The sequence below is a fragment of the Flavobacterium xizangense genome (genome assembly GCF_054075145.1).
On sequence record NZ_JBSIPG010000002.1, the window covers coordinates 557691 to 579393 of the forward strand.

Genomic DNA, 21703 nt, shown 5'->3' on the forward strand with positions numbered 1-21703 from the left:
GAGTTCTTTTTCATTAGCTTTTTTCTGTTTTTTTTCGTAATATTACAGTATAAAGTTATTGATATGGAGCAATTTATAGGTTATATCAAACATTTTGTCATTCCATTTTTCTTACTCATAAATTTATCACTTATTGTAATTCTACTTTATAAAAGAATACGTTATCAATTCACACTGCCTTACCGGCATCATATTATACGAAAATCGGAAATTTTCTTAACTGAAATTGCGCTTTCAAAACCAGATAAAAATATTTTAAAATATAGAATTTCACAGTTCAAATCAGAAATTCCGATACATAAAAACTGGTGCAAAGAGATGCTGATAGACGATATGATCCGCATGAAAAGCAATTTAAAAGGAAAAACGGCAAAAAATATCCTTTCCATCTACAAACAGCTTGACTTAAATCATTATTCTGCCAGCTTAATTCGGGACTTCAGAAAATATAAAAAATGTCTTGGGTTTTATCATTTTCAGGCGATGGGATATAGACCCGGAATACATATGATTAAAAAATATTTGCTACATCCCAACCAAATTATTCTTTCTAATGCCAATATCGCCTTTTTAGCACTTTCAAAAGACAACTGGCTGGCTTTGGATAAAATCCCAGTAAAAGTATCGCGCATCACAACCATAAAAGTAATGGATGTGCTGCATTCTGAAAATATCCCAATTCCGAAAGACATTGATATTTGGATACATTCAGAAAAAAAAGCCATTTTAAAACTAGCTGTTATGACGATGGTGTTTTACAATTATAGAAACAAATCGGCTGAGATTATAAAACTGGTTAACCACAAACACAAAGCGTTAAGAATCGACGTGATAATCGCCATTCGCGATCTTTATTTAAATGAAGCCGAAGAAGAGCTTCTTTCTTTATTTGGCAAAGAAACTATTGATGTTCAATTAGAAATACTAGAAACATTAGCAGTAATTGGATCAGAAAAAACAATTTCTTTTTTAAAGAATGAAATTCCAAAACAAAAAATAAAAGATTTAAAGTTGAAAATGGTTTTTTGTTACAATACGTTAGACGCTGCTGGTGTAGATCAGTTAGGAAATCAGGATGCCGACACGCAAAAAATGATTAATCATATTAGAAAAATAGAATTATGATAATAGATTTTTTATACCTGCTGATTCATTGCTATGCTATTTTTGCAGGAATATTTTCTATTGCTTATATTTTATTTTATGTTTTTTTAGCCATACTATCTTATTTCGCCATCATCAAACATGTCAAATATCAGCGTTATCTTGAGGAGGAAGTTTTGCTTCGCTCCAATCATATTTTAGGAGTTTCAGTTGTAGCTCCTGCCTTCAATGAAGGAGTCAATATTGTTTATAACGTAAAATCACTGCTTTCGCTGACTTATCCAAAATATGAAGTTATTATTGTAAATGACGGAAGTACAGATGATACACTTGAAAAATTAATCTCCGAATTTGATTTATCAAAAATTGATTTTTATTACCAAGAAAAAATTCCAACCCAGCCTGTAAGAGGACATTATAGATCCAAAAATCCTGTTTATTCTAAATTGCTCGTTGTAGATAAAATTAACGGAAAGAGCAAGGCCGATGCTTCAAATGCTGGAATAAATTCCTCGCAATATCCTCTTTTTTTATGCACCGATGTAGATTGCATTTTAAAACGGGATACTATTTTGAAACTTGCAAAACCCTTCATGGAAAGTACAACACCTGTTATTGCAAGTGGCGCGGGAATCAGAATTTCAAATTCGTGTGATGTCAAAGAAGGTTTTTTGCTTAAAGTTCATTATCCGAAAGAATGGTATCCGCGTTTTCAGGAATTAGAATATGTCCGTTCTTTTTTGTTTGGACGAATGGCATGGAGCCAAATCAACGGATTGCTTTTGGTTTCTGGGGGACTCGGTATGTTTGACAAAGAGATTGTGGTGAATGCCGGAGGATATTGGCATAAGTCCTTAGGTGAAGATATGGAATTGATTACACGTATGCGAAGATACATGCACGACAACAATAAAAATTTTTTGATCAAATACATTCCAGAATCGCTTTGCTGGACTGAAGTTCCAAGTACAAAAACAGTTTTTTTAAGACAACGAATACGGTGGGCGCGCGGCCTCGTGCAAACGCTTTATCTGCATAGAAAAATGTTTTTGAATCCAAAATATGGAAAAACGGCATTTTTAATTTTGCCATTCTTTTTTTCCTTCGAATTCATGGTTCCAATTATTGAATTTATTGGCATTATAACTTTGATTTCCAGTTTTGTGCTAGGATTGATTAATTTTCAATTTTTACTGATTGTCAGCCTTTTGATTTATCTTTTTTATCTTTCGATAACGATTATTTCGATATTGATTGATGAAACATTATACCGAACGTATTCAAATCACAAAGAGCTTCTTACATTGATAGGAATGGCGGCAATTGAGCCGTTTGTCTATCATCCTGTTACTGTTTATGCGGCTTTGAAAGGATATTGGTATTTCTTTGGAAAAAAAGAACAAAAATGGGGCGTTATGGTTCGAAAAGGTTTTGATCAGCCAAATAAAAAATAATGTGATTATGAAATACGACAGAATTTTACATATAAACCTAATAATCTGGATGATCCTGTTTTCTGTTCAAAATATAAAAGCACAGAAAATAGATACTGACAGCCTTTTGACTGTAATAACCAACAACATGAAAAATGCACATCCAGACTATAAACTCAATATTCAAAGAGCATTATTAGGAAAAAAAACAGCTCCAGATTATCTCGATTTTTATCTCGCTTTAGGACGCAATTATGATTTGACGAATGCAAAAGACAGCGCAAGATATTATTATAATTATGTAATTGAGAAAAACCCAAAATATCACGAAGCTTTTATTTATCTAATCAACCTGAATATTGACGAAAAAAGATATGACGAAGGTATTGCCATCGCAAATAAAGCCATTGAATTATATCCTGATGAAAAAGCGTATAGACTTAAACGAATTGCTTTTTATTCTTTGCAGAATGACACTGAAAATGAAGCCAAATATTTAAAATCAATCAAAGCAAAATTCCCAAATGATCCGGAAATTCAACAATTACTTTATGAATTGTATTCGCAAATCAACATGGATCGTGTTGGAGTATATTATAATTATACCACAATCAGCCGTGATGGCATTGGTCCATGGCATTTAGTAAGTGCCGATTATTTGCGGCAGCGCTCTTGGGGAAGTCTCATTGGAAGAGTCAGTTATGCCAAAAGACTTTCGTCGAATTCTGTAATGACAAGCGGACTGCAATTTGAAGTCGAATCTTACCTTTTTGCAAAAAAGAATAATTATTCATACATTGATGTTGCTTACAGTCAGGATAATGCGTTCCCGAAATTGAGATTAGGCTACTCCTATTTTCATAATTTCAATAAAGGCTGGGAAGCTGATTTGGGCGTTCGTTACATTTTAATGAATGATGATAGCGACGTAAAAACATTAAATATCGGCCTCGGAAAATATTTTGGTTCTTATTGGGTTAATTTAAGATCTTATATACAACGCGAAGGAACTTCATTAACATTAACTTCGCGATATTATTATAAAACAAAGTTTGATTATATCACACTAATCGCTGGTTACGGAACTTCCCCAGATGACAAAACTAGGTCAGCAGATTATGAAAGTAGATTGTCTTTAAAATCGTACCGCTTATGCGCCGGATTTTTTAAGCTAATAAAAAGTCATTATATCGCAGGGTTTATGATTACTGACAATGAACAGGAATACGCGGCAAATAAATTTCAAACAGAACTTGATTTTGCTTTTTTACTGCAATACAAATTTTAAAAATCATGAAAAAGAAGCCTTACATCACATTACTGCTCCTCTTTTTTTTTCTATTTAACCTAAACATAATGGCTCAGTCTGAAATTATTATAACGCACAAAAACAGCATTATTTCTAAATCTGACGAAAGTCGTGATGCCGCTTTGATTCTAAAAAAACACATCGATAAGGCTTTTGCTAAAGAATTTGAAAATATTACGCAAAACAAAAATGACGATGTGTCTGAAATAATTCTGCAAATTTCTGATGAAGAAAAATTAAAACCAACTGAGTTTCTAATCAAAAGTGATTCAAAATCCATTTATCTCATTGCTCAAAATCCAAAATACCTGCGCTATGCCGTTTACACTTTACTGGAAATTTGGGAATTTAGAAAATTCACTGCAACAGAAACGTATATCCCAAAAGTAACCGAATTTTCATTTCCTAAAAATTTCACAAAACGATATCAGCCTTCTTTTGATTATCGCGCATTATTTTTTCCAGATTGCTATGACGAAACTTTTCGGGATTGGCATAAACTTGACTGGCATATTGATGATTTTGGTATTTGGGGACATTCTTTCAATGTTCTTATGCCGCCAAAAGAGTATTTTAAAAGTAATCCAAAACTTTTTGCTTTATATGAAGGAAAAAGAAACGGAGAATCTTTATGCATGACAAATGACACTGTTGTTGATTTGATCGAGAAAAAAATGGCCAAAATTATTGCCGAAAAACCAGACGCAAAGTTTTATTCTATAAGCCAAAATGACGACATCGTATATTGTGAATGTAGCGAATGCCGAAAACTAAACGAGAAATATGGCGGTCCTCAAGGGTCTTTTTATTATTTTTTGAATAAAATTGCGGCTCATTTTCCGAAAACAAAAATTACGACGCTCGCCTATCTGCATACTTTCAAACCTCCTGTAAATTTAAAAATAGCTTCAAATACTTATACCATTTTATGTCCAATTGAATTAAACCGCAGTAAAGCGATATCGGCACAAAGCGCACCTTCATTTATAAAAGTTTTAGAAAATTGGAGCAAAACTTCCCCACATTTATTCCTCTGGGATTACACCGTTCAGTTTTCTAATTATATGTCGCCTTTTCCGAATTTTGAGCCTTTACAGAACAATTATAAACTTTTTGAAAAAAACAAAGTGAAAGGATTGTTTGTTCAAGGCTACGCCGATCTTCCTGGCGACTTTTCAGAATTAAGACAATATCTTTTAGCAAAACTGCTTTGGGACACAAACATTGATATCAAAGCCGTCACAGCTGATTTTTTAAGAGGTTTTTACGGAAAAGCCGCACCACATGTAAGTGATTATTTAAAACTTTTGACTGAAAACCAAAATAAAAGCAATTCTTATTTAGACATTTATTCTGGTCCGGTTCAAGCCCGAAATACGTTTTTAAGGCCCGACGCAATGGATCAATATGATAAACTTCTTGAACTAGCATCTGACGCTGTAGCGGATGATAGTACTTTAAAAGCACGAGTTCTAAAACTTCGTCTGGCTCTCGAATTTGTTTATTTCGAACAATCTAAATTTTACGGAAAAAACCAACACGGAATGTTTACCGTAAATAACAAAGGAGAAAAAGAAGTCAAAGAAAAATTGACTGAAAGAGTTTTGAATTTCAGCAAATCCTGCAATGATTTTGGGATTTACGAATTAAGTGAAGACGGGATTTCACCCGATAAATATTATCAGGAATGGCTGAAAATTTGCGAAAATAGGACAACGCATTTAGGTGAAGATTTGAAAGTCAATTTTTTAACTGAACCCTCAGAGGATTTTAAAGGTAAAGGAAGCTACGGACTCGTTGATGGAAATCGAGGTTACAAAGATTTCAACATCAACTGGATTGGCTGGTATGGCACGAATCCTTCTTTTGAAATTGAAACTAAAAAATTAAATTTTGATGTCTTAAAATTAAATTTCCTTGAAGATCAGCGGCATTGGATTTTTCCACCGAAGAAAATAAAAATTTATGGCTTTAAAGATGAGAAATGGAAGCTCCTACAAGAGAAAATTTATGATATTTTAACAGAAGACTATGAAATTACAACAAAATCATGGGAATTTAAAGATCTGAGCTTTAGTAGTTTTGCTAAAATAAAAGTACTAGTAGAAAATCAATCCAAATTACCAGAATGGAGAATCAGAAAAAATAAAAAACCAATGGTAATGATTGACGAAATTGAACTTTACAAAAAATAAAAGCCGAAAAAACAAAATGAATACCAACGAAAAAAAAATTATGATCATCGAAAATGATGATATGGCAATTGAAATTCTAAAATTCATTTTAAAAAAAGAAGGTTACAAAATAAGTGTTGCCAAAGATGGCATGAATGCACTGGAACGCATTCCAGTTATTTTGCCTGATTTGGTCATTACCACCATTATTATACCGCTCAAATCTGGATTGGAAATCATCAATCATATCAAAAAAAACTTTCCAAATATTCGTGTTATTGCGCTCTCATCACTTGGTGAAGAGGAAAATACAGTAGAAGAAGCCTTTGAGTTAGGCGTTGATGATTTTATTGCAAAACCTTTTAATCCAAATGAACTTTTATTGCGAATAAAGCGATTATTATAACTTTTTAAAGTCTGTTTTTGAGAAATACGAAAGCAATAATCGATCGTAATTCTTAACAGATGCCAATTTTTCAGCTATTTATAGCTATCTTTGCACAAAATTTAATGCAAATGAGCACTTTCGAAAAATTCAATCTTCCAAAATCATTACAAAAAGCTGTAGACGAATTAGGTTTTGTTACACCAACTCCTATTCAGGAAAAATCTTTCTCTGTAATCATGTCTGGACGCGATATGATGGGAATTGCACAAACCGGAACTGGTAAAACATTTGCTTATTTACTGCCTCTTTTAAAATTATATAAATTTACAAATACCAATACTCCAAAAATTGTTGTACTTGTTCCAACTCGTGAATTAGTTGTTCAGGTTGTCGATGAAGTTGAAAAATTGACTAAATATATGTCGGTTAAAACTTTAGGAATTTATGGAGGTGTAAACATCAATACACAAAAGAAAGCCGTATATGAAGGCGTTGACATTTTAGTTGGAACTCCTGGGCGTACAATGGATTTAGCTTTAGACGCTGTAGTTCGTTTTGACGAAACGCAGAAATTAGTTATTGATGAGTTTGATGAAATGCTGAATCTGGGTTTCAGACCACAATTGACATCACTTTTGGCAATGATGAAAACGAAACGTCAAAACATCCTGTTTTCTGCAACGATGACAGATGAAGTTGATGATATTTTAAATGATTATTTTGATTTCCCTGAAGAAGTTACACTTGCAGCTTCGGGAACACCTATTGAAAAAATCACTCAGATTACATACAATGTTCCTAATTTCAATACAAAAGTAAATCTGCTTAAACATTTATTGGAAACCGATGAAAGCATGAGTCGTGTTTTGGTTTTCGTAAATAATAAAAAGATTTCAGATATGCTTTTCAATCGTATTGATGAGCTTTTTGAAGGACAATTTGGTGTAATTCACTCGAATAAATCTCAAAATTACCGTTTGAGTACAATGGCTGAATTTCAGGAAGGAAATCTTCGCGGATTAATCACCACCGACGTTATGGCGAGAGGTTTGGATATTTCTAATATCACGCACGTAATCAACTTCGAACTTCCAGAATTACCAGAATTGTACATGCACAGAATTGGTCGTACAGGTCGTGCAGACGCAACCGGAACTGCAATTAGTTTTGTTACTCCAAGAGAGGAAGAATATAAAATTGAAACCGAACTTTTGATGAATCAGGAACTTGAAATCACTGATTTCCCAGAAGAAGTTGAAGTTTCAACCAAACTTATTGAACCTGAAAAAGACAGGCAACCTATTAAATTTTTAATGAAAAAACCAAAACTTGAAGGTGAAGGTGCGTTTCATGAAAAATCTAAAAAGAATAAAAAAGTCAATTTGGGCGGTCCTTCTAAAACAAAAAAGAAAACACACGGATCTGTCAATCGAAATATGTTGAAAACGAGAGACAAAAAGAGAAAAGATAAGGATAAATAAAATTTTAGGTGCTAAGGTTCTAAGTTGCTAAGATTCTAAGTTTTAAAAATATTAAAAGGCTCAATAATACAAGTATTATTGAGCCTTTTTTCTTAGCATCTTAGAACCTTAGCAACTTTGATTAAATTTTCGTAAAAACCAACCCAACCGGCGAGCACAATTCAATTCGTTTCCCAGTATCAGTAAGTTTTCCTGTATTTTTATCTCTTTTAAAAATGATAATATCATTTGTGTATTGATGTCCAACTAACAGATAATTTCCTGTTGGATCAATCGCAAAATCTCTTGGGCCTTTTCCTAGTGTACTTTGTTGTTCCACTAATTCCAGGCTTCCGTTTTTTTGAATTTTATATACCGAAATAGCGTTTGCGTCTACGCGATCTGTTAAATATAAAAAGTTTCCATCGGGAGAAATCTTGATTGCCGCCGCACCAGTTCCGCCTTTAAAACCTTGTGCCAAAATACTTGTTTCAGCAATTACTTTTAAAACTCCTGTTTTATCATAACTAAATGATGTAAGTGTTCCGTCCAATTCCTGAACCAGATAAACAAATTTACCATCTTTACTAAAAGTCAAATGTCTTGGCCCGCTTCCTGGTTTTACATCAATACTTCCTTTTAAAGTCAGTATTTCATTTTTAGAATTTGGATTGTATTTGTAAATATAAACTTTATCAAGTCCTAAATCATTCGACAAAACAAACTTTTTATCTGGAGAAAAAACAACTTGGTGCACATGTGCTTTTTCCTGACGCGCCACGTTCGGGCCTTTTCCTTCATGCTGAATTAATTGCTGTACAGTTGAAATACTTCCATCAGCATTTTTCTTATAAACCACAATATTTCCGCCAGAATAATTCGCAACAATTACATTTTTATCGTCATTAATTAAATGGCAAGGATCAGCTCCTAAAGCGTCGTTTGTATTTAAAAATTTAAGTTTTCCCGAAGCCGAGTCAAAACCAAATGCACTTACTGCACTTTGAGTTCCGTTTTCATTTACGGCATATACAAATTTATTGTTCGCAGAAACCGATAAATAACTCGGACTTATTACATTTTCAGAAGAACTTTTAAGCTTAAAATCTCCCGATGCAGCATCGAATTCGTAAACATAAATTCCGTTGCTTTGGCATTTATTAGTATAAGTTCCAACTAATAAGTTGAATTTATCTTGAGCTTTTCCAGTTATCACTGCCAAAGTTGAAAATAAGATTACATATATTTTTTTCATATTCCATTATTTTTTGAATAGGCTAAAATACGCATTAATATCTTTTTTATGTAGTTTCTTTGTTACAAAAGAAATTACAAAAGTTACATTTTTTTGATGTTTACCTGCAGAATATAGTAGTCAAATAAGTTATATAAGTTGAATCCATTTAATCAATTGTTCACTTTCCACTTTAGGACTTTCGACTTTGGACATTAATTTGTATTTTTGACCTGCATCTTCGCGAAAAACAAAACGTAGCGAAGTAAATCGAAGCCAGAATGCATTTTAAACATCCCGAAATTCTATACTTTCTGTTTTTATTGATTGTTCCAATTTTGGTTCATTTATTTCAATTACGACGTTTTAAGACTTCTTATTTTACAAATGTGCGTTTCCTGAAAGAGCTTGCCATTCAGACTCGTAAAAGCTCAAAAATCAAAAAACGATTATTACTTGCCACGAGATTATTACTTCTGACATGTGCAATTATTGCTTTTGCTCAACCCTTTTTTGAAGCAAAAGACAGCAAAAATGCCACGAATGAAATGTATATTGTTTTAGATAATTCGTTCAGTATGCAGGCCAAAGGAAAAAAAGGAGAATTGCTAAAGCGTGCTGTTCAGGAGTTACTGGAAAACACGCCGGAAACCACTCAATTTTCTCTTTTAACAAACACCGAAAATTATTGGAATACTGATATTAAAGCTTCAAAGAGTGCGTTGCAAAATCTAAATTATAGCGCTTCTCCTTTTGAGCTTTCTTCTATTTTGGCTAAGATTAAAGCGCATAAATCGGCCTATAAAAAAGACATTGTTATTATTACTGATGCAGTCGGACTGACTGAAAAAGAAGTAAAAAATATTGATTTTGAGGAAAAACCATATTTCATAATTCCTGAAGCCGAACAAAAAAATAACGTTTCAATTGACAGCGTTTATATCAATCAGACTTTGGAAAATTTCTATGAAATTGGCGTAAGTTTATCTGCTTATGGTGATGATTTCAGCCCGATTTCGACAGCTTTATACAATCAAAATAAGTTAATTGCCAAAACGATCATCAATTTTGATGCAAAGAAAAAGAAAATCAGTTTTACGATTCCAAAAGAAGCTTTTCACGGTTATGTTTCCATTGAAGATAATGGTCTGACTTACGATAACAAATTGTATTTCAGCATTTCTAAAAACAAAAAAACGAACGTAATCAGTATAGGCGAACCTGAAAAAAGTAATTTCTTATCGAGAATTTACACTTCGACTGAATTCAATTACAACAATTATTCTATCAGCTCTTTAGATTATAATAGCTTAGAAAAACAAAATACAATCATTTTAAATGAATTAATTGAAGTTCCTCAGGCATTGCAAACCACTTTAAAAGCTTTTGTTTCAAAAGGCGGAAATTTGGTCATCATTCCTTCTGAAAAAACTTCAGTTTCGAACTTTAATTCTTTTCTAGGGAATTTTGGAAAAATTCAGTTTAATTATTTAAAAACTGAAAGTAAACTGATTACGAAAATCAACTTCGATCATCCATTATTTTCAGGGGTTTTTGAGAATAAAATAACGAATTTCCAATATCCAAAAACAAATTCTTCATTTGCAGTTTCAAGTCCGTATCCGGCTGTTTTGTCTTATGAAGATCAAAGCCCTTTTGTAACGGCAATTCAAAGTTCTGTTTCCGGAATTACTATTTTTTCGGCACCAATAAATAGTGTGAATTCGAATTTTCAGCAGTCGCCTTTGATTGTTCCGCTATTCTATAAAATCGCGCAAAACAATCAAAAAACTGGCGTAAATGCATTGACAATTGGAAATAATCAACCTTATTTTGTCGATGTTTTATTGACTAAAGATGCTATTTTAGAAGTAAAAGGAACAGAAGATTCGTTTATTCCGATTCAGCAGATTTTTAATAACAAGGTCAAATTAACGTTTAATGATTTCCCGGAAACAGCTGGTAATTATAGCATTTTTGACAAAAAAGAATGGATTGAAAACTTGAGTTTCAATTACAAAAGAACGGAAAGCGACCTGAGTCAGGTAAATACAAATGTAGTTTCCGATTTCAAAACTGCCGATACAATTTCGACCATTTTTAATACGTTACAAACTGAACGAACAGACAGCCAAATTTGGAAATGGTTTGTTATCTTTGCACTGTTGTTTTTAGCATTAGAAATGGCAATTATAAAATTTGTTAAATAAAGGTTCTTATAGTCATCTAGTATGTCATTTCGACGAAGTAGAAATCACACATGCTGATAACATTTGAAACGGAATATCTCGCGGGATTTCTCCTTCGTCGAAATGACAAAGCGGAATCTTTTAATAAAAAAATAAATTTCTCTACATATGAAACTAATCATCAAAAGCGCCAAAATTATCGACTCAAAAAGTCCGTTTCATAATCAGACAGTTGATCTTTTAATTGCAGATGGTTTAATAGAAAAAATTGGCGTTTCACTTCCAAACGATGATGCCGAAGTAGTACGATTTGATAATCTTCACATTTCTCAAGGTTGGTTTGACAGCAGCGTTTCTCTTGGAGAACCAGGTTATGAAGACAGAGAAACTATTGCAAACGGATTAAATGTTGCAGCAAAAAGCGGTTTTACAGCGATTGCATTACAACCAAACTCCTTACCTATTATTGACAATCAGTCTCAGGTAAATTTTGTAAAAAATAAAGCAAACGGTTTTGCTACTGAAATTTTCCCAATTGGAGCTTTAACAAAAGCCAGCGAAGGAAAAGATATGGCAGAACTTTTTGATATGAAAAATTCCGGAGCGATTGCTTTTGGAGATTACAATAAAAGTATTGACAACGCTAATATTTTAAAAATTGCTTTGCAATATGTACAAGATTTTGACGGATTAGTAATCGCCTATTCGCAAGATCCAAACATTAAAGGAAACGGAGTTGTAAATGAAGGAATTGTTTCTACAAGATTAGGCTTAAAAGGGATTCCGAATTTAGCGGAAGAATTGCAAATTTCAAGAAACTTATTTTTATTAGAATATACAGGCGGAAAGCTTCATATTCCAACAATTTCTACAGCAAAATCGGTTCAATTAATTAGAGAAGCTAAAACAAAAGGTTTAAATGTAAGTACAAGTGTTTCTGTACATCATTTGGTTTTAACCGATGAAAAACTAGACGGTTTTGACACACGTTTTAAAGTGACTCCGCCATTAAGAACTGAAATAGACAGACAGGCTTTACTTAACGGAATTGCTGATGGAACCATCGACATGATTACATCAGACCACAATCCGATTGATATTGAATTCAAAAAAATGGAATTTGATATGGCCAAAAATGGAACAATTGGTTTAGAAAGTGCTTTCAGAGCTTTATTAACTGTTTTACCGGTCGAAACTATTGTTGCAAAACTAACTTCAGCAAGAACTATTTTCGGTTTAGAAAACAATTCGATTGAAGAAGGCGCAAAAGCTAATTTCACTTTATTTACTACTGAAGGAAAATCAACTTTTACGAAAGAAAACATTCTTTCAAAATCTAAAAATTCTGCTTTTTTAGGAACTGAAATCCAAGGTTCTGTGTACGGAATTTTCAATCAAAATCAACTTGTTACAAAATAATACAATGAACAATACAGTCGAAGAAGGAAAATCAATTGCCATTACCAGTTACATCTTAATCATTGGTGTTTTAATCGCCATGAGCATGAATTCTGAAAATAAAAACAGTTTTGCTTCTTTTCATATTCGTCAAGCTTTAGGTTTATCACTGACTTTTATTTCGTTTGGAGCTATTATCAGTAATTTCGACAGCTTTTTTATCACTTTTCCAATGTGGATTTGTATTTCAATTCTATGGACTTTTGGTATTTTTAATGCTATACAAGGGCAAATGAGACCAATTCCATTAGTTGGAAATCTATTCCAGAAATGGTTTAAATCTATAGGATAAGAAAGAAAACTACGATTTTTTTATTAAACAAATTCCTCCCATGAAGTTCCTTATACCTATTGTTATTATAGTTCTGACTAACATTTCTCTAGATTGTGATAATTTCAAAACAGGTAAATTTGAAACTCCAAGTAAATTTGGCGGTAAAGTAATAATAGAAAGAACCAAACAATTTCACACTGAAACCCTTACCAGAAATGGCAACATTATCAGATATAAAATAAAATGGCTTAATGATTGTAGTTTTTTACTTTATGACCGAAAGTTACTGAAAGGAAATGAGGAAATTAAAGATCCGAAGATTATAGAGCAATTTGCGAAGGACACAATCTTTAACGAAATTATTGAAATAAATGACAGCGAATATCGCACAAAGTCTAAAATTAATAATTTCGAAAAATGGTTTGAAAGTACTAGTACGAAAATTAAATAAATAATTCCCAATACAATTTGTCTAAGTTTTACTGAAAAACGGAGACCGAGACTAAAATTAAAAAAAATGAATCTATCTTTAGAATATAAAATAAAAGAACCAAAAATAATTTTAGATAAAAATCCGTTATTGCTTTTATTGCACGGATACGGAAGCAATGAAGCCGATTTATTCTCTTTTGCCTCTGAACTTCCAGATAATTATTATATCATTTCTGCAAGAGCGCCTTACGATTTACAATACGGAGCTTATGCTTGGTATGCCATTAATTTTGACGCCGATCAGAATAAATTTTCAGACAATGAACAAGCAAAGACTTCTCGTGATGTAATTGCTTCTTTTATAGATGAATTAGTGGCAAATTATCCAATTGATGCTAATAATGTTACTTTAATTGGATTTAGCCAGGGATCTATATTAAGTTATGCTACTGCACTTTCTTATCCGGAAAAAATTCAGCGAGTAGTTGCAATGAGTGGCTATTTCAATGAAGAAATCATAAAAGAAGGTTTTGAAAATAACGATTTTAAAAACTTAAAAATATTCGCTTCACACGGAACTGTAGACCAAGTTATTCCGATAGAATGGGCTAGAAAAACTCCGGCAATTTTGGAGAAATTAAATATTCCGGCTACTTATAAAGAATATCCTGTTGGACATGGCGTTGCACCGCAGAATTTCTTTGATTTTAAGAATTGGCTAGAAAATTAAACATTCAATCGCAGTTTAATAGTAACTAAAACCTTTAAAAATGAGTACAAAACTTGATAATCCAGCATTAATTTTAATTGATATTCAAAAAGGTTTTCATGATGTTGCGTATTGGGGCGGAGACCGAAATAATATTGATGCAGAACAAAAAGCCAGTGAACTTCTAGAGATTTGGAGATCTAAAAAATTGCCCATTTTTCACGTACAGCATTGTTCCTCAAATCCGAATTCGATTTTGAATGAAACAAATCCCGGAAATGAATTTCAAGATGTTGTAAAACCGCTTGAAGGTGAAACAATCATTAAAAAAAAAGTAAACAGTGCTTTTATCGGAACAAATTTAAAAGAGCTACTTGATGATGCCAAAATCACAAATCTTGTTATTGTTGGATTAACAACAGATCATTGCGTCTCTACTACCACCAGAATGGCTGGAAATTTTGGTTATTCTGTACATTTAATTTCTGATGCAACAGCAACTTTCAACAAAAAAGGCATAAATGGCGAAGCGTTTTCCGCAGAAATAATTCATCAAACCGCTTTAGCCAGTTTGCACGAAGAATTTGCTCAGGTTGTTACTTCTGATTTTATTAAAGAAATAATTTAAATGTGTGAAACGCAAAAGTGAAATGTAAAATGGATAAACCAGACTACATTTCACTTTTTACTTTTTATTCTCCCGTATAAAGAATCTTCTCCCCTTTTTTCAAAACATATCCTTTCCAAGGAATTAATTGCCAATCACCATTTACCCAAGAATCACCTTCCGATTTTCTTTCTAAAATGATGGACTCTTTTTGAGTGTCTAAGAAAAGTTCTGCTTTATTTCCTTCAAAAATTACGTATGATGCAGTAGTATATTCTTTTCCGTCATCGTAATGTGATAGTTTTGTTCCTTCAAAAGTTCTGATACATTCTTTTTTAAGTGCTGACCAGGTATATCCGGCTGAAGCTTTACATCCATGAACATCAGAATCAGCGCCAACTACTGTTTCTTTTTTAGGTTCACTTTTGGGCTGTTGAGAATCGGTTTTTTCTGGTGATACTTTTTTTGCACAAGAAAATGCAGCCATGACCATAATTGCAAACAAAATAATCTTTTTCATAATCCTATAATTTTAAAATTGAGCAAAAAAAAATAGGATTAAAAAATCCTATTTTTGATATAACCAAGTTTGATTTACTTCAAAGGTAATATTATCATCATTATCAACAAAGTATTTTAACAAGACTTCTCCCCATAATTCACCATTGCTGTAATCTGCAATAATCCATCTGTGGTTTAAAATTTTTATTTTATTGATGATGAATTTCTTTCCTCCAATCATATCCTGACCTGTATATGGATTTCCTTTTGGATTTGCATTTAAGTCTAATAACTTTTCAGTTACAACCGGAATTAGTTTTTCGTATAAAATTACTTTCCCACCAGAAGCACTGTTATCAAAGTAGTTTTGTGCATTTTCGTTGTGCTCCAGTGAAAAATAATCGGCTTCTGCCAGTTTTCCAGAAACCAAATTGATGCTGTCTCTAAGTTTCTTAGTAGTTTTATCATATCTATCCTGCTCAAATTTTACTTGGCCGCTGTAAAACGTATAAGTAAAAACATTCATTAATATTGCAAGGAGAAAAAGATAAAGCATTAAGGATTTTTTCATTTTGTAGTGTAATTAAATTGTAATTTCTAAATTATCGTAAGCCAGAAAAACATTTTCCGGGAGTTTTTTTTGAACTTCTTCATGAAAACCTAAAACATGGCTAATATGGGTTAAATAAGCTTTTTCAGGCTTTACCAGATTTATAAAATCAAGTGCTTCCTGTAAATTAAAGTGAGTGTCGTGAGGTTCAACACGAAGTGCATTTACAACCAAAACTTTTAGATTTTTCAGTTTTTCAACTTCGGCATCTTCAATTGTTTTGACATCGGTTAAATAAGCAAAATCGTCAATGCGATAACCAAAAACCTGTAGATCACCATGCATGACATTTATTGGAATTGCTAATTTATCTCCAACAGCAAAAGGTTTATCATTTAAAACTTCGATTGTTTTTACACTTGGTGCGCCCGGATATTTGTTCACGGTTTCAAAAACGTAGTCAAAACGGCGACGCAAATTATCAATCACACGCTGATGTGCATAAACGGGAATCTCACCTTGTCTAAAATTAAATGGGCGAATATCATCCAAACCAGCTGTATGGTCTGCATGTTCATGAGTAAATAAGATAGCGTCGAGTTTTCGACATCCACAGGAAAGCATTTGCTGTCTGAAATCAGGACCGCAATCTACAACATAAGAATGCTCATCCCACGAAATCCAAATAGATACGCGGAGCCTTTTATCCTTAGCATCAGTGCTTTTACAAACGGGATGATCAACCCCAATAATTGGGATACCTTGAGAAGTACCAGTACCTAAAAAATAGACCTTCAATTGAACTTAATTTTTTTACAAAAATAGGATTATTTCTCTTTCATTAGAAGCCTAATTTACTAACTTTGTAACAAATCTATTTAAAATAAAATGGGTACAGAAATAAAACTCAAAGGTGACAAGGTCATCGAACAGATTCCTTCTATAAAAGACAAAGCGTTACGCATTAACTTAAACGAGAATATTTACGGAACATTTGCCGAAATTGGCGCTGGACAAGAGACCGTTAGGCATTTTTTCAGATCCGGAGGTTCATCGGGAACAATTGCAAAAGCGATGTCTGCCTATGACAAAGATTTTAGTGATGCCGTTTACGGTACCGAAGCTGACGGTCGCTATGTGACAGAAAACCGACTCAAAAAAATGCTTACGTTTGAAGGAGAATTGATCGAAGAACGTTTAAGCCGAGAAAAACACCCGAACAAACTTTTTTTCAGCTATGCCAATACAGTAGCAACTATAGATTTTGCCAAACAATTTAAAGGCCACGGATGGGTAGGAATTAGATACCAAATAGAACCCGACGAAGCTTACAACGAAATTATACTTCACATTCGTTTTAAAGAAACTGACGCTAGATTACAACAAGAAACCCTTGGAATTTTAGGTGTAAACTTAATTTACGGCGCGTTCTACAAATACAATGATCCAAAACGTTTACTGCGCTATTTATACGATCACTTAGATAAAGATCAACTTGAAATTGATACAATCAACTTCTCTGGGCCTCGTTTTGCTGATGTTGACAACCGATTGATGAGTTTGCAATTAGTTAAAAACGGAATGACGGATGCCGTAATGTTTAATCCTGAAGGAAAAAACGTATTGCCAGCCGCTGTTTTATACAAAAAGAATCTACTTGCTTTTAGAGGAAGTTTCCGTCCTGTAACGAATGTAAATCTTGACATGTATGAGAAATCATTAAAAATGTTTCTCAGCGAAAATAAAGTTGATAAAGACAATACTTTAACCGTTTTTGAAATTACACTTTCGAACCTGCGTTCTGATGGTGAAATTGACGAACGTGATTTCATGGACAGAGCAGAATTACTTTGTTCGTTAGGTCAGACTGTAATGATTTCGAATTTCCAGGAATATTATAAAGTAGTAGAATATTTCTCTAATTATACCAAAGCCCGAATGGGACTAGCAATGGGTGTAAACAACCTTGTTGATATTTTTGATGAGAAATATTACCGTCATTTAAGTGGTGGAATCTTAGAAGCCTTTGGAAAATTATTCTACCGAGACATGAAAGTATTCCTATATCCAATGTTAGGTGATAATGGAGAAATTATTACTTCAGATAACTTAAAAGTTCATCCTAGAATGAAAGAATTGTACAAATTCTTTAAATTCAACGGAAAAGTGGTTGACATTAAGGACTACAATCCAGATATATTAAATGTATTCTCTCGTCAGGTATTGAAAATGATTGGACAAGGACAATCAGGATGGGAACCAATGCTTCCTTCTGGAGTTGCTGAAATCATAAAAGAACATCATCTTTTCGGATACCATCCACAGAAAGAACTAGAACAAAATTCTTAATAAAAAAATCCCTTGTTTGGGATTTTTTTTTGTTTCAGGTTTTGAGCCAAATGATTATTTAACCGCAAAGCACGCTAAGTTTTTTATCTGGGAGGTTTTATAAAACGCAAAGTTCGCAAAGCTATATATATTGATGAAGCTTTGCGAACTTTGCGTATTGCAATACAAACTATAAAAACTTAGCGTACTTTGCGGTTAAATTTACTCGTCAAGATAACTTGAAACTTGAAGCAAAAAAAAACTATTTCAAAATCTGTTCTGCGTGTTCTTTTGTTTTTACTTTTTCGATTACCTCATCGATAATTCCGTTTTCATTGATTACAAATGTTGTTCTATTGATTCCATCGAATTCTCTTCCCATGAATTTCTTTGGTCCCCAAACTCCAAAAGCATTAATAACCGATTTATCTTCATCGGCTAATAAAGGAAATGGCAATTCGTATTTTTCTTTAAATTTTGTCTGCGCCTTCTGGCTGTCGGCACTTACACCAAGAAGTTCATAATTATTCGCCTGAAAACGATGAAAATTATCTCTCAAATCACAAGCTTCGGCAGTACAGCCCGGCGTACTTGCTTTTGGATAAAAGAAAACCACTAATTTTTTTCCGGCGTAATCTGCCAGTTTGTGTGTTTTCCCTTCTTGATCTGTTCCAGAAAAATTTGGTGCTTTATCACCTGCTTTTAATGTTGTCATATGTTTTATTTTAGATTTTGATTTTAGAATAAAGAGCAAAGAATAAAGATAACTCATAATTCATAATTCACAACTCATAATTAATAGCTTTTTACATGCCCCAGATTGCAGTGAAAACCCCGGAATTATGACAGTTTACATTTTTTGTATTTAAAAAGCGACCAACGGAAGCTCTTTTAAATACTTAAAAATGTTACTGACATAATGAGGAGTTGCAACGGAAAGCTGGATTAGGCACATCATAAAAATTATACTATTTTTACGGGATTAAAAATACGGAAATGAATAAAGAAGCTCGCGTACAATTTGTTATAAATACGTTAAAAGAACTCTATCCTACAATACCTGTCCCGCTTGACCATAAAGATCCTTATACATTACTAATTGCTGTTTTGCTTTCGGCACAATGCACTGATGTGCGGGTGAACCAAATTACACCTTTGTTGTTTGCCAAAGCAGATAATCCGTATGATATGGTGAAAATGTCTGTGGAGGAAATCAAGGAAATTATTCGCCCTTGTGGTTTATCACCAATGAAGTCAAAAGGAATTCACGGTTTATCTGAAATTTTGATTGAGAAACACAATGGCGAAGTGCCTCAGAGTTTTGAAGCACTTGAAGCTTTGCCTGCAGTTGGGCACAAAACAGCGAGCGTTGTGATGTCTCAAGCTTTTGGAGTTCCTGCTTTTCCGGTGGATACACATATTCATAGATTAATGTACAGATGGAATCTTTCTAATGGAAAAAATGTTGTGCAAACCGAAAAAGACGCAAAACGATTATTTCCGAGAGAAATTTGGAACGATCTTCATTTGCAAATTATTTGGTACGGACGCGAATATTCTCCTGCAAGAGGCTGGAGTCTTGAAAAAGATATTATAACAAGAACTGTAGGAAAGAAATCTATAATTGAGGAAATGACAAAAACAACAAAATAAAAAAAGGCTCAAAGATTAAAATCTTTGAGCCTTTTTTTATTTTGTTAATGTGCCAATGAGATAATGTTAAAATCAGATAATGATGGTTCATCTTAAACTCATTATCTAATTATCTAATTTTTCTAATTATCACATTTTCTAATTATCTAATTTAAATTACATTCCCGCTTTTAGAGCATTGTATTCATTTGTCATATCAAGCGATCTGTAAACTCCTAAAAGCGTTTTTGTTACATCTGGATTTTTAGGTTCTATAGTAAGTGCTTTTTTAAGAAACGGAATTGCACTTCTTGCGATATCATCTTTTTTAGCATTTAGTTTATCATATTGCTGCATTTCTTTTGGACTAGTTCCTAAGTTAGCAATTTCATCAGCCAAAGCCTTTTTTTGCTCCAATTTTAAATACGCAAGATTAATATAAGCATCGATATAATTTGGATTTACCTCTAAAAGAGAATTATATGAAGCTTCTGCTTTCGCATAATCTTTACTTTCCATGTAACAATAAGCCAAATTATTGATAACATCTATTCTTTTTGAAGGAACCGATTCTGTTCTTGGTTTCTCATAAAGACCTTGATCAATCCCAGATTGTCTTGCTTTTGGTGAAATAAATGCGTCTTCTTCTTTCGTTTTTTTATTTGTAGCATAATAAATAACCCCGCTTCCAGAGTAATTCTTTTTCTTCAACTCTTCATAATATTTAATTGCTGAACCATAGTCTTTTGCATTTAAAGATGAAGAAGCCGCGTTGAATAAATTAAGCGTGTCTTTTTTGTCGAATAAATATACTTTATAACTTTTTTCAGCACTTTCTTTAAATTTACCTGCTTTGAAATCGGCCATTGCACCGTTCACTAAATCAGATTTCATATCCTTTAAAGCAAGACCGGCTTTTACTGTATATTTAAATTTTCCAGATTCATTTTCGAATAGAAACACATCCTGATAAGCTTGCGATGCAAGGCTGAAATTGTTCGCTGCATCGACATTTTTACTAGCTAAATCTTTTAGTACATTTCCTTTCAAAAAATAAAAATCAGATTTATCTTCATCTGGTGCATTTATGATAAGATATTCTGTCTTATTCAAAATATTCAGCGCTTCTTGTGAATTACCTTTATCAAAAATAGCCTGTGCATCTTTTATTTGTGCTTTTTGGGCATAAGCCGTAACGTTTATCAATACTATTGATAAAATCATAAGTTTCATTTTCATTGTAGATCAAGTTTGATAGTTAAATAGATTGGGTTCTTCTCCGAGCAATTTTGCTGGTTATCCATGAAATTGGACAAAATTGCACTTTTGACATCCTCGCCATGGATTCAAAAGTTATCAAACTGAATAGTTAGTTAGAGTAGTTTTTTATCATAGTTAAACATATTAAGGGAATTAAACATTATTTACATCACTTTTTAAAAAAATTAAATTTTAACAGTATTTACATTATAAATACCATTGTTTATTCCTTTTTCATACAAACAATATAATTTTTTATCTAAAATAGAATTAAAAAGTGAATACGCAATAAAATACCATTCTTTTTTTTGTTAAAATATAACATTTTTTTAACGTTGCTAATATATCATAATTATTGAAGATTTTAAAAAAAGCATAAAAAAACTCACTATCAATATTTTATATACTGATAGTGAGCTTTTGACCAAAACGACCATTTGGTTTTTCGTTAGCATTAAACTTCGGTCAAAATATCCGATTGCTTAATTTGCTATAATATCAAAACTTTTGTTGTCTATTTTAACAACAGTTAATGCCTGTGAATAGCTAAGTAAAAAAGAAACAACTTCTTTTTTAGGTTTTAAATTTTTAGAAGCTAACGCTTTTTTAGAGTAAATTTTTGCCATACTGTAAAATGTTTATATACAGTATAACGAGCTAA

Annotated in this window: 21 protein-coding genes; 14 read left to right on the forward strand and 7 right to left on the reverse strand. The window is 32.6% G+C overall.

The annotated features are described in order from the left end of the window. The first annotated feature begins 63 nt into the window (after nt 1-63). From ACWA1B_RS08070 to ACWA1B_RS08095, 6 genes are all read left to right on the forward strand, one after another. Complete coding sequence (locus ACWA1B_RS08070; protein ID WP_456905756.1) at nt 64-1125, forward strand: HEAT repeat domain-containing protein; 1062 nt, start codon at nt 64-66, stop codon at nt 1123-1125. After that, on the forward strand, nt 1122-2558 hold the full coding sequence (locus tag ACWA1B_RS08075; protein ID WP_456905758.1) for a glycosyltransferase family 2 protein: 1437 nt from the start codon (nt 1122-1124) through the stop codon (nt 2556-2558). The genes ACWA1B_RS08070 and ACWA1B_RS08075 overlap by 4 nt, the downstream gene beginning before the upstream one ends. A 7-nt stretch (nt 2559-2565) precedes the next feature. Then, nucleotides 2566-3825, forward strand: coding sequence for a YaiO family outer membrane beta-barrel protein (locus tag ACWA1B_RS08080; RefSeq protein ID WP_456905760.1), 1260 nt, complete (start codon nt 2566-2568; stop codon nt 3823-3825). 5 nt (nt 3826-3830) lie between these two features. Continuing rightward, entirely contained in the window at nt 3831-6041 is a 2211-nt protein-coding gene (locus tag ACWA1B_RS08085; RefSeq protein WP_456905762.1) for a DUF4838 domain-containing protein, read from the forward strand. 16 nt (nt 6042-6057) lie between these two features. Then, on the forward strand, nt 6058-6426 hold the full coding sequence (locus ACWA1B_RS08090; RefSeq protein ID WP_426485795.1) for a response regulator transcription factor: 369 nt from the start codon (nt 6058-6060) through the stop codon (nt 6424-6426). A 110-nt stretch (nt 6427-6536) separates the two neighbouring features. Further along, a complete protein-coding gene (locus ACWA1B_RS08095) occupies nt 6537-7889 on the forward strand; it encodes a DEAD/DEAH box helicase (RefSeq protein ID WP_456905764.1) in 1353 nt (450 codons plus the stop codon). A gap of 121 nt (nt 7890-8010) precedes the next feature. Here the strand turns inward: ACWA1B_RS08095 and ACWA1B_RS08100 are convergent, their stop codons facing one another. Next, on the reverse strand, nt 8011-9123 hold the full coding sequence (locus tag ACWA1B_RS08100; protein WP_456905766.1) for a lactonase family protein: 1113 nt from the start codon (nt 9121-9123) through the stop codon (nt 8011-8013). 260 nt (nt 9124-9383) lie between these two features. Between ACWA1B_RS08100 and ACWA1B_RS08105 the strand changes: the two genes are divergently transcribed. From ACWA1B_RS08105 to ACWA1B_RS08130, 6 genes are all read left to right on the forward strand, one after another. Beyond that, entirely contained in the window at nt 9384-11312 is a 1929-nt protein-coding gene (locus ACWA1B_RS08105) for a BatA domain-containing protein (protein WP_456905768.1), read from the forward strand. Between the two features lie 147 nt (nt 11313-11459). Then, nucleotides 11460-12710, forward strand: coding sequence for a dihydroorotase (locus ACWA1B_RS08110; RefSeq protein WP_456905770.1), 1251 nt, complete (start codon nt 11460-11462; stop codon nt 12708-12710). A gap of 4 nt (nt 12711-12714) precedes the next feature. Beyond that, nucleotides 12715-13041: a membrane protein gene (locus tag ACWA1B_RS08115; protein ID WP_026729205.1), complete on the forward strand. Its 327-nt coding sequence runs from the start codon at nt 12715-12717 to the stop codon at nt 13039-13041. Nucleotides 13042-13081: 40 nt separating this feature from the next. Beyond that, nucleotides 13082-13474 carry a hypothetical protein gene (locus tag ACWA1B_RS08120; RefSeq protein WP_456905773.1) on the forward strand — a complete coding sequence of 131 codons (393 nt, stop codon included), beginning with the start codon at nt 13082-13084 and terminating at the stop codon, nt 13472-13474. Nucleotides 13475-13540: 66 nt separating this feature from the next. Beyond that, nucleotides 13541-14185 (forward strand): alpha/beta hydrolase, encoded by a 645-nt coding sequence (locus ACWA1B_RS08125; RefSeq protein ID WP_456905775.1) that lies wholly within the window; start codon nt 13541-13543, stop codon nt 14183-14185. Between the two features lie 40 nt (nt 14186-14225). Then, a complete protein-coding gene (locus ACWA1B_RS08130; protein WP_456905777.1) occupies nt 14226-14792 on the forward strand; it encodes a cysteine hydrolase family protein in 567 nt (188 codons plus the stop codon). A gap of 64 nt (nt 14793-14856) precedes the next feature. Here the strand turns inward: ACWA1B_RS08130 and ACWA1B_RS08135 are convergent, their stop codons facing one another. Genes ACWA1B_RS08135 through ACWA1B_RS08145 form a run of 3 tightly spaced genes read right to left on the reverse strand, consistent with a single transcriptional unit; the run spans nt 14857 to nt 16620 of the window. Then, complete coding sequence (locus ACWA1B_RS08135; protein ID WP_456905779.1) at nt 14857-15291, reverse strand: hypothetical protein; 435 nt, start codon at nt 15289-15291, stop codon at nt 14857-14859. A gap of 48 nt (nt 15292-15339) precedes the next feature. After that, nucleotides 15340-15843 carry a hypothetical protein gene (locus tag ACWA1B_RS08140; protein ID WP_035648726.1) on the reverse strand — a complete coding sequence of 168 codons (504 nt, stop codon included), beginning with the start codon at nt 15841-15843 and terminating at the stop codon, nt 15340-15342. Between the two features lie 12 nt (nt 15844-15855). After that, on the reverse strand, nt 15856-16620 hold the full coding sequence (locus ACWA1B_RS08145) for an MBL fold metallo-hydrolase (RefSeq protein ID WP_456905781.1): 765 nt from the start codon (nt 16618-16620) through the stop codon (nt 15856-15858). A gap of 90 nt (nt 16621-16710) precedes the next feature. Between ACWA1B_RS08145 and ACWA1B_RS08150 the strand changes: the two genes are divergently transcribed. Next, nucleotides 16711-18171: a nicotinate-nucleotide adenylyltransferase gene (locus tag ACWA1B_RS08150; protein ID WP_035648731.1), complete on the forward strand. Its 1461-nt coding sequence runs from the start codon at nt 16711-16713 to the stop codon at nt 18169-18171. 241 nt (nt 18172-18412) lie between these two features. Here ACWA1B_RS08150 and bcp read toward each other — a convergent pair whose 3' ends face one another. Further along, the gene (gene bcp, locus ACWA1B_RS08155) at nt 18413-18865 is read right to left on the reverse strand and encodes a thioredoxin-dependent thiol peroxidase (RefSeq protein WP_456905783.1); all 453 of its coding nucleotides are present in this window, start codon (nt 18863-18865) and stop codon (nt 18413-18415) included. Nucleotides 18866-19146: 281 nt separating this feature from the next. Between bcp and ACWA1B_RS08160 the strand changes: the two genes are divergently transcribed. Further along, nucleotides 19147-19803, forward strand: a complete 657-nt coding sequence (locus ACWA1B_RS08160) for an endonuclease III domain-containing protein (RefSeq protein WP_456905785.1) — start codon at nt 19147-19149, stop codon at nt 19801-19803. A gap of 156 nt (nt 19804-19959) precedes the next feature. Here the strand turns inward: ACWA1B_RS08160 and ACWA1B_RS08165 are convergent, their stop codons facing one another. After that, nucleotides 19960-21006 (reverse strand): tetratricopeptide repeat protein, encoded by a 1047-nt coding sequence (locus ACWA1B_RS08165; protein ID WP_456905787.1) that lies wholly within the window; start codon nt 21004-21006, stop codon nt 19960-19962. A 518-nt stretch (nt 21007-21524) separates the two neighbouring features. Further along, complete coding sequence (locus tag ACWA1B_RS08170) at nt 21525-21668, reverse strand: hypothetical protein (protein ID WP_456905789.1); 144 nt, start codon at nt 21666-21668, stop codon at nt 21525-21527. Between the last annotated feature and the right edge of the window lie 35 nt (nt 21669-21703).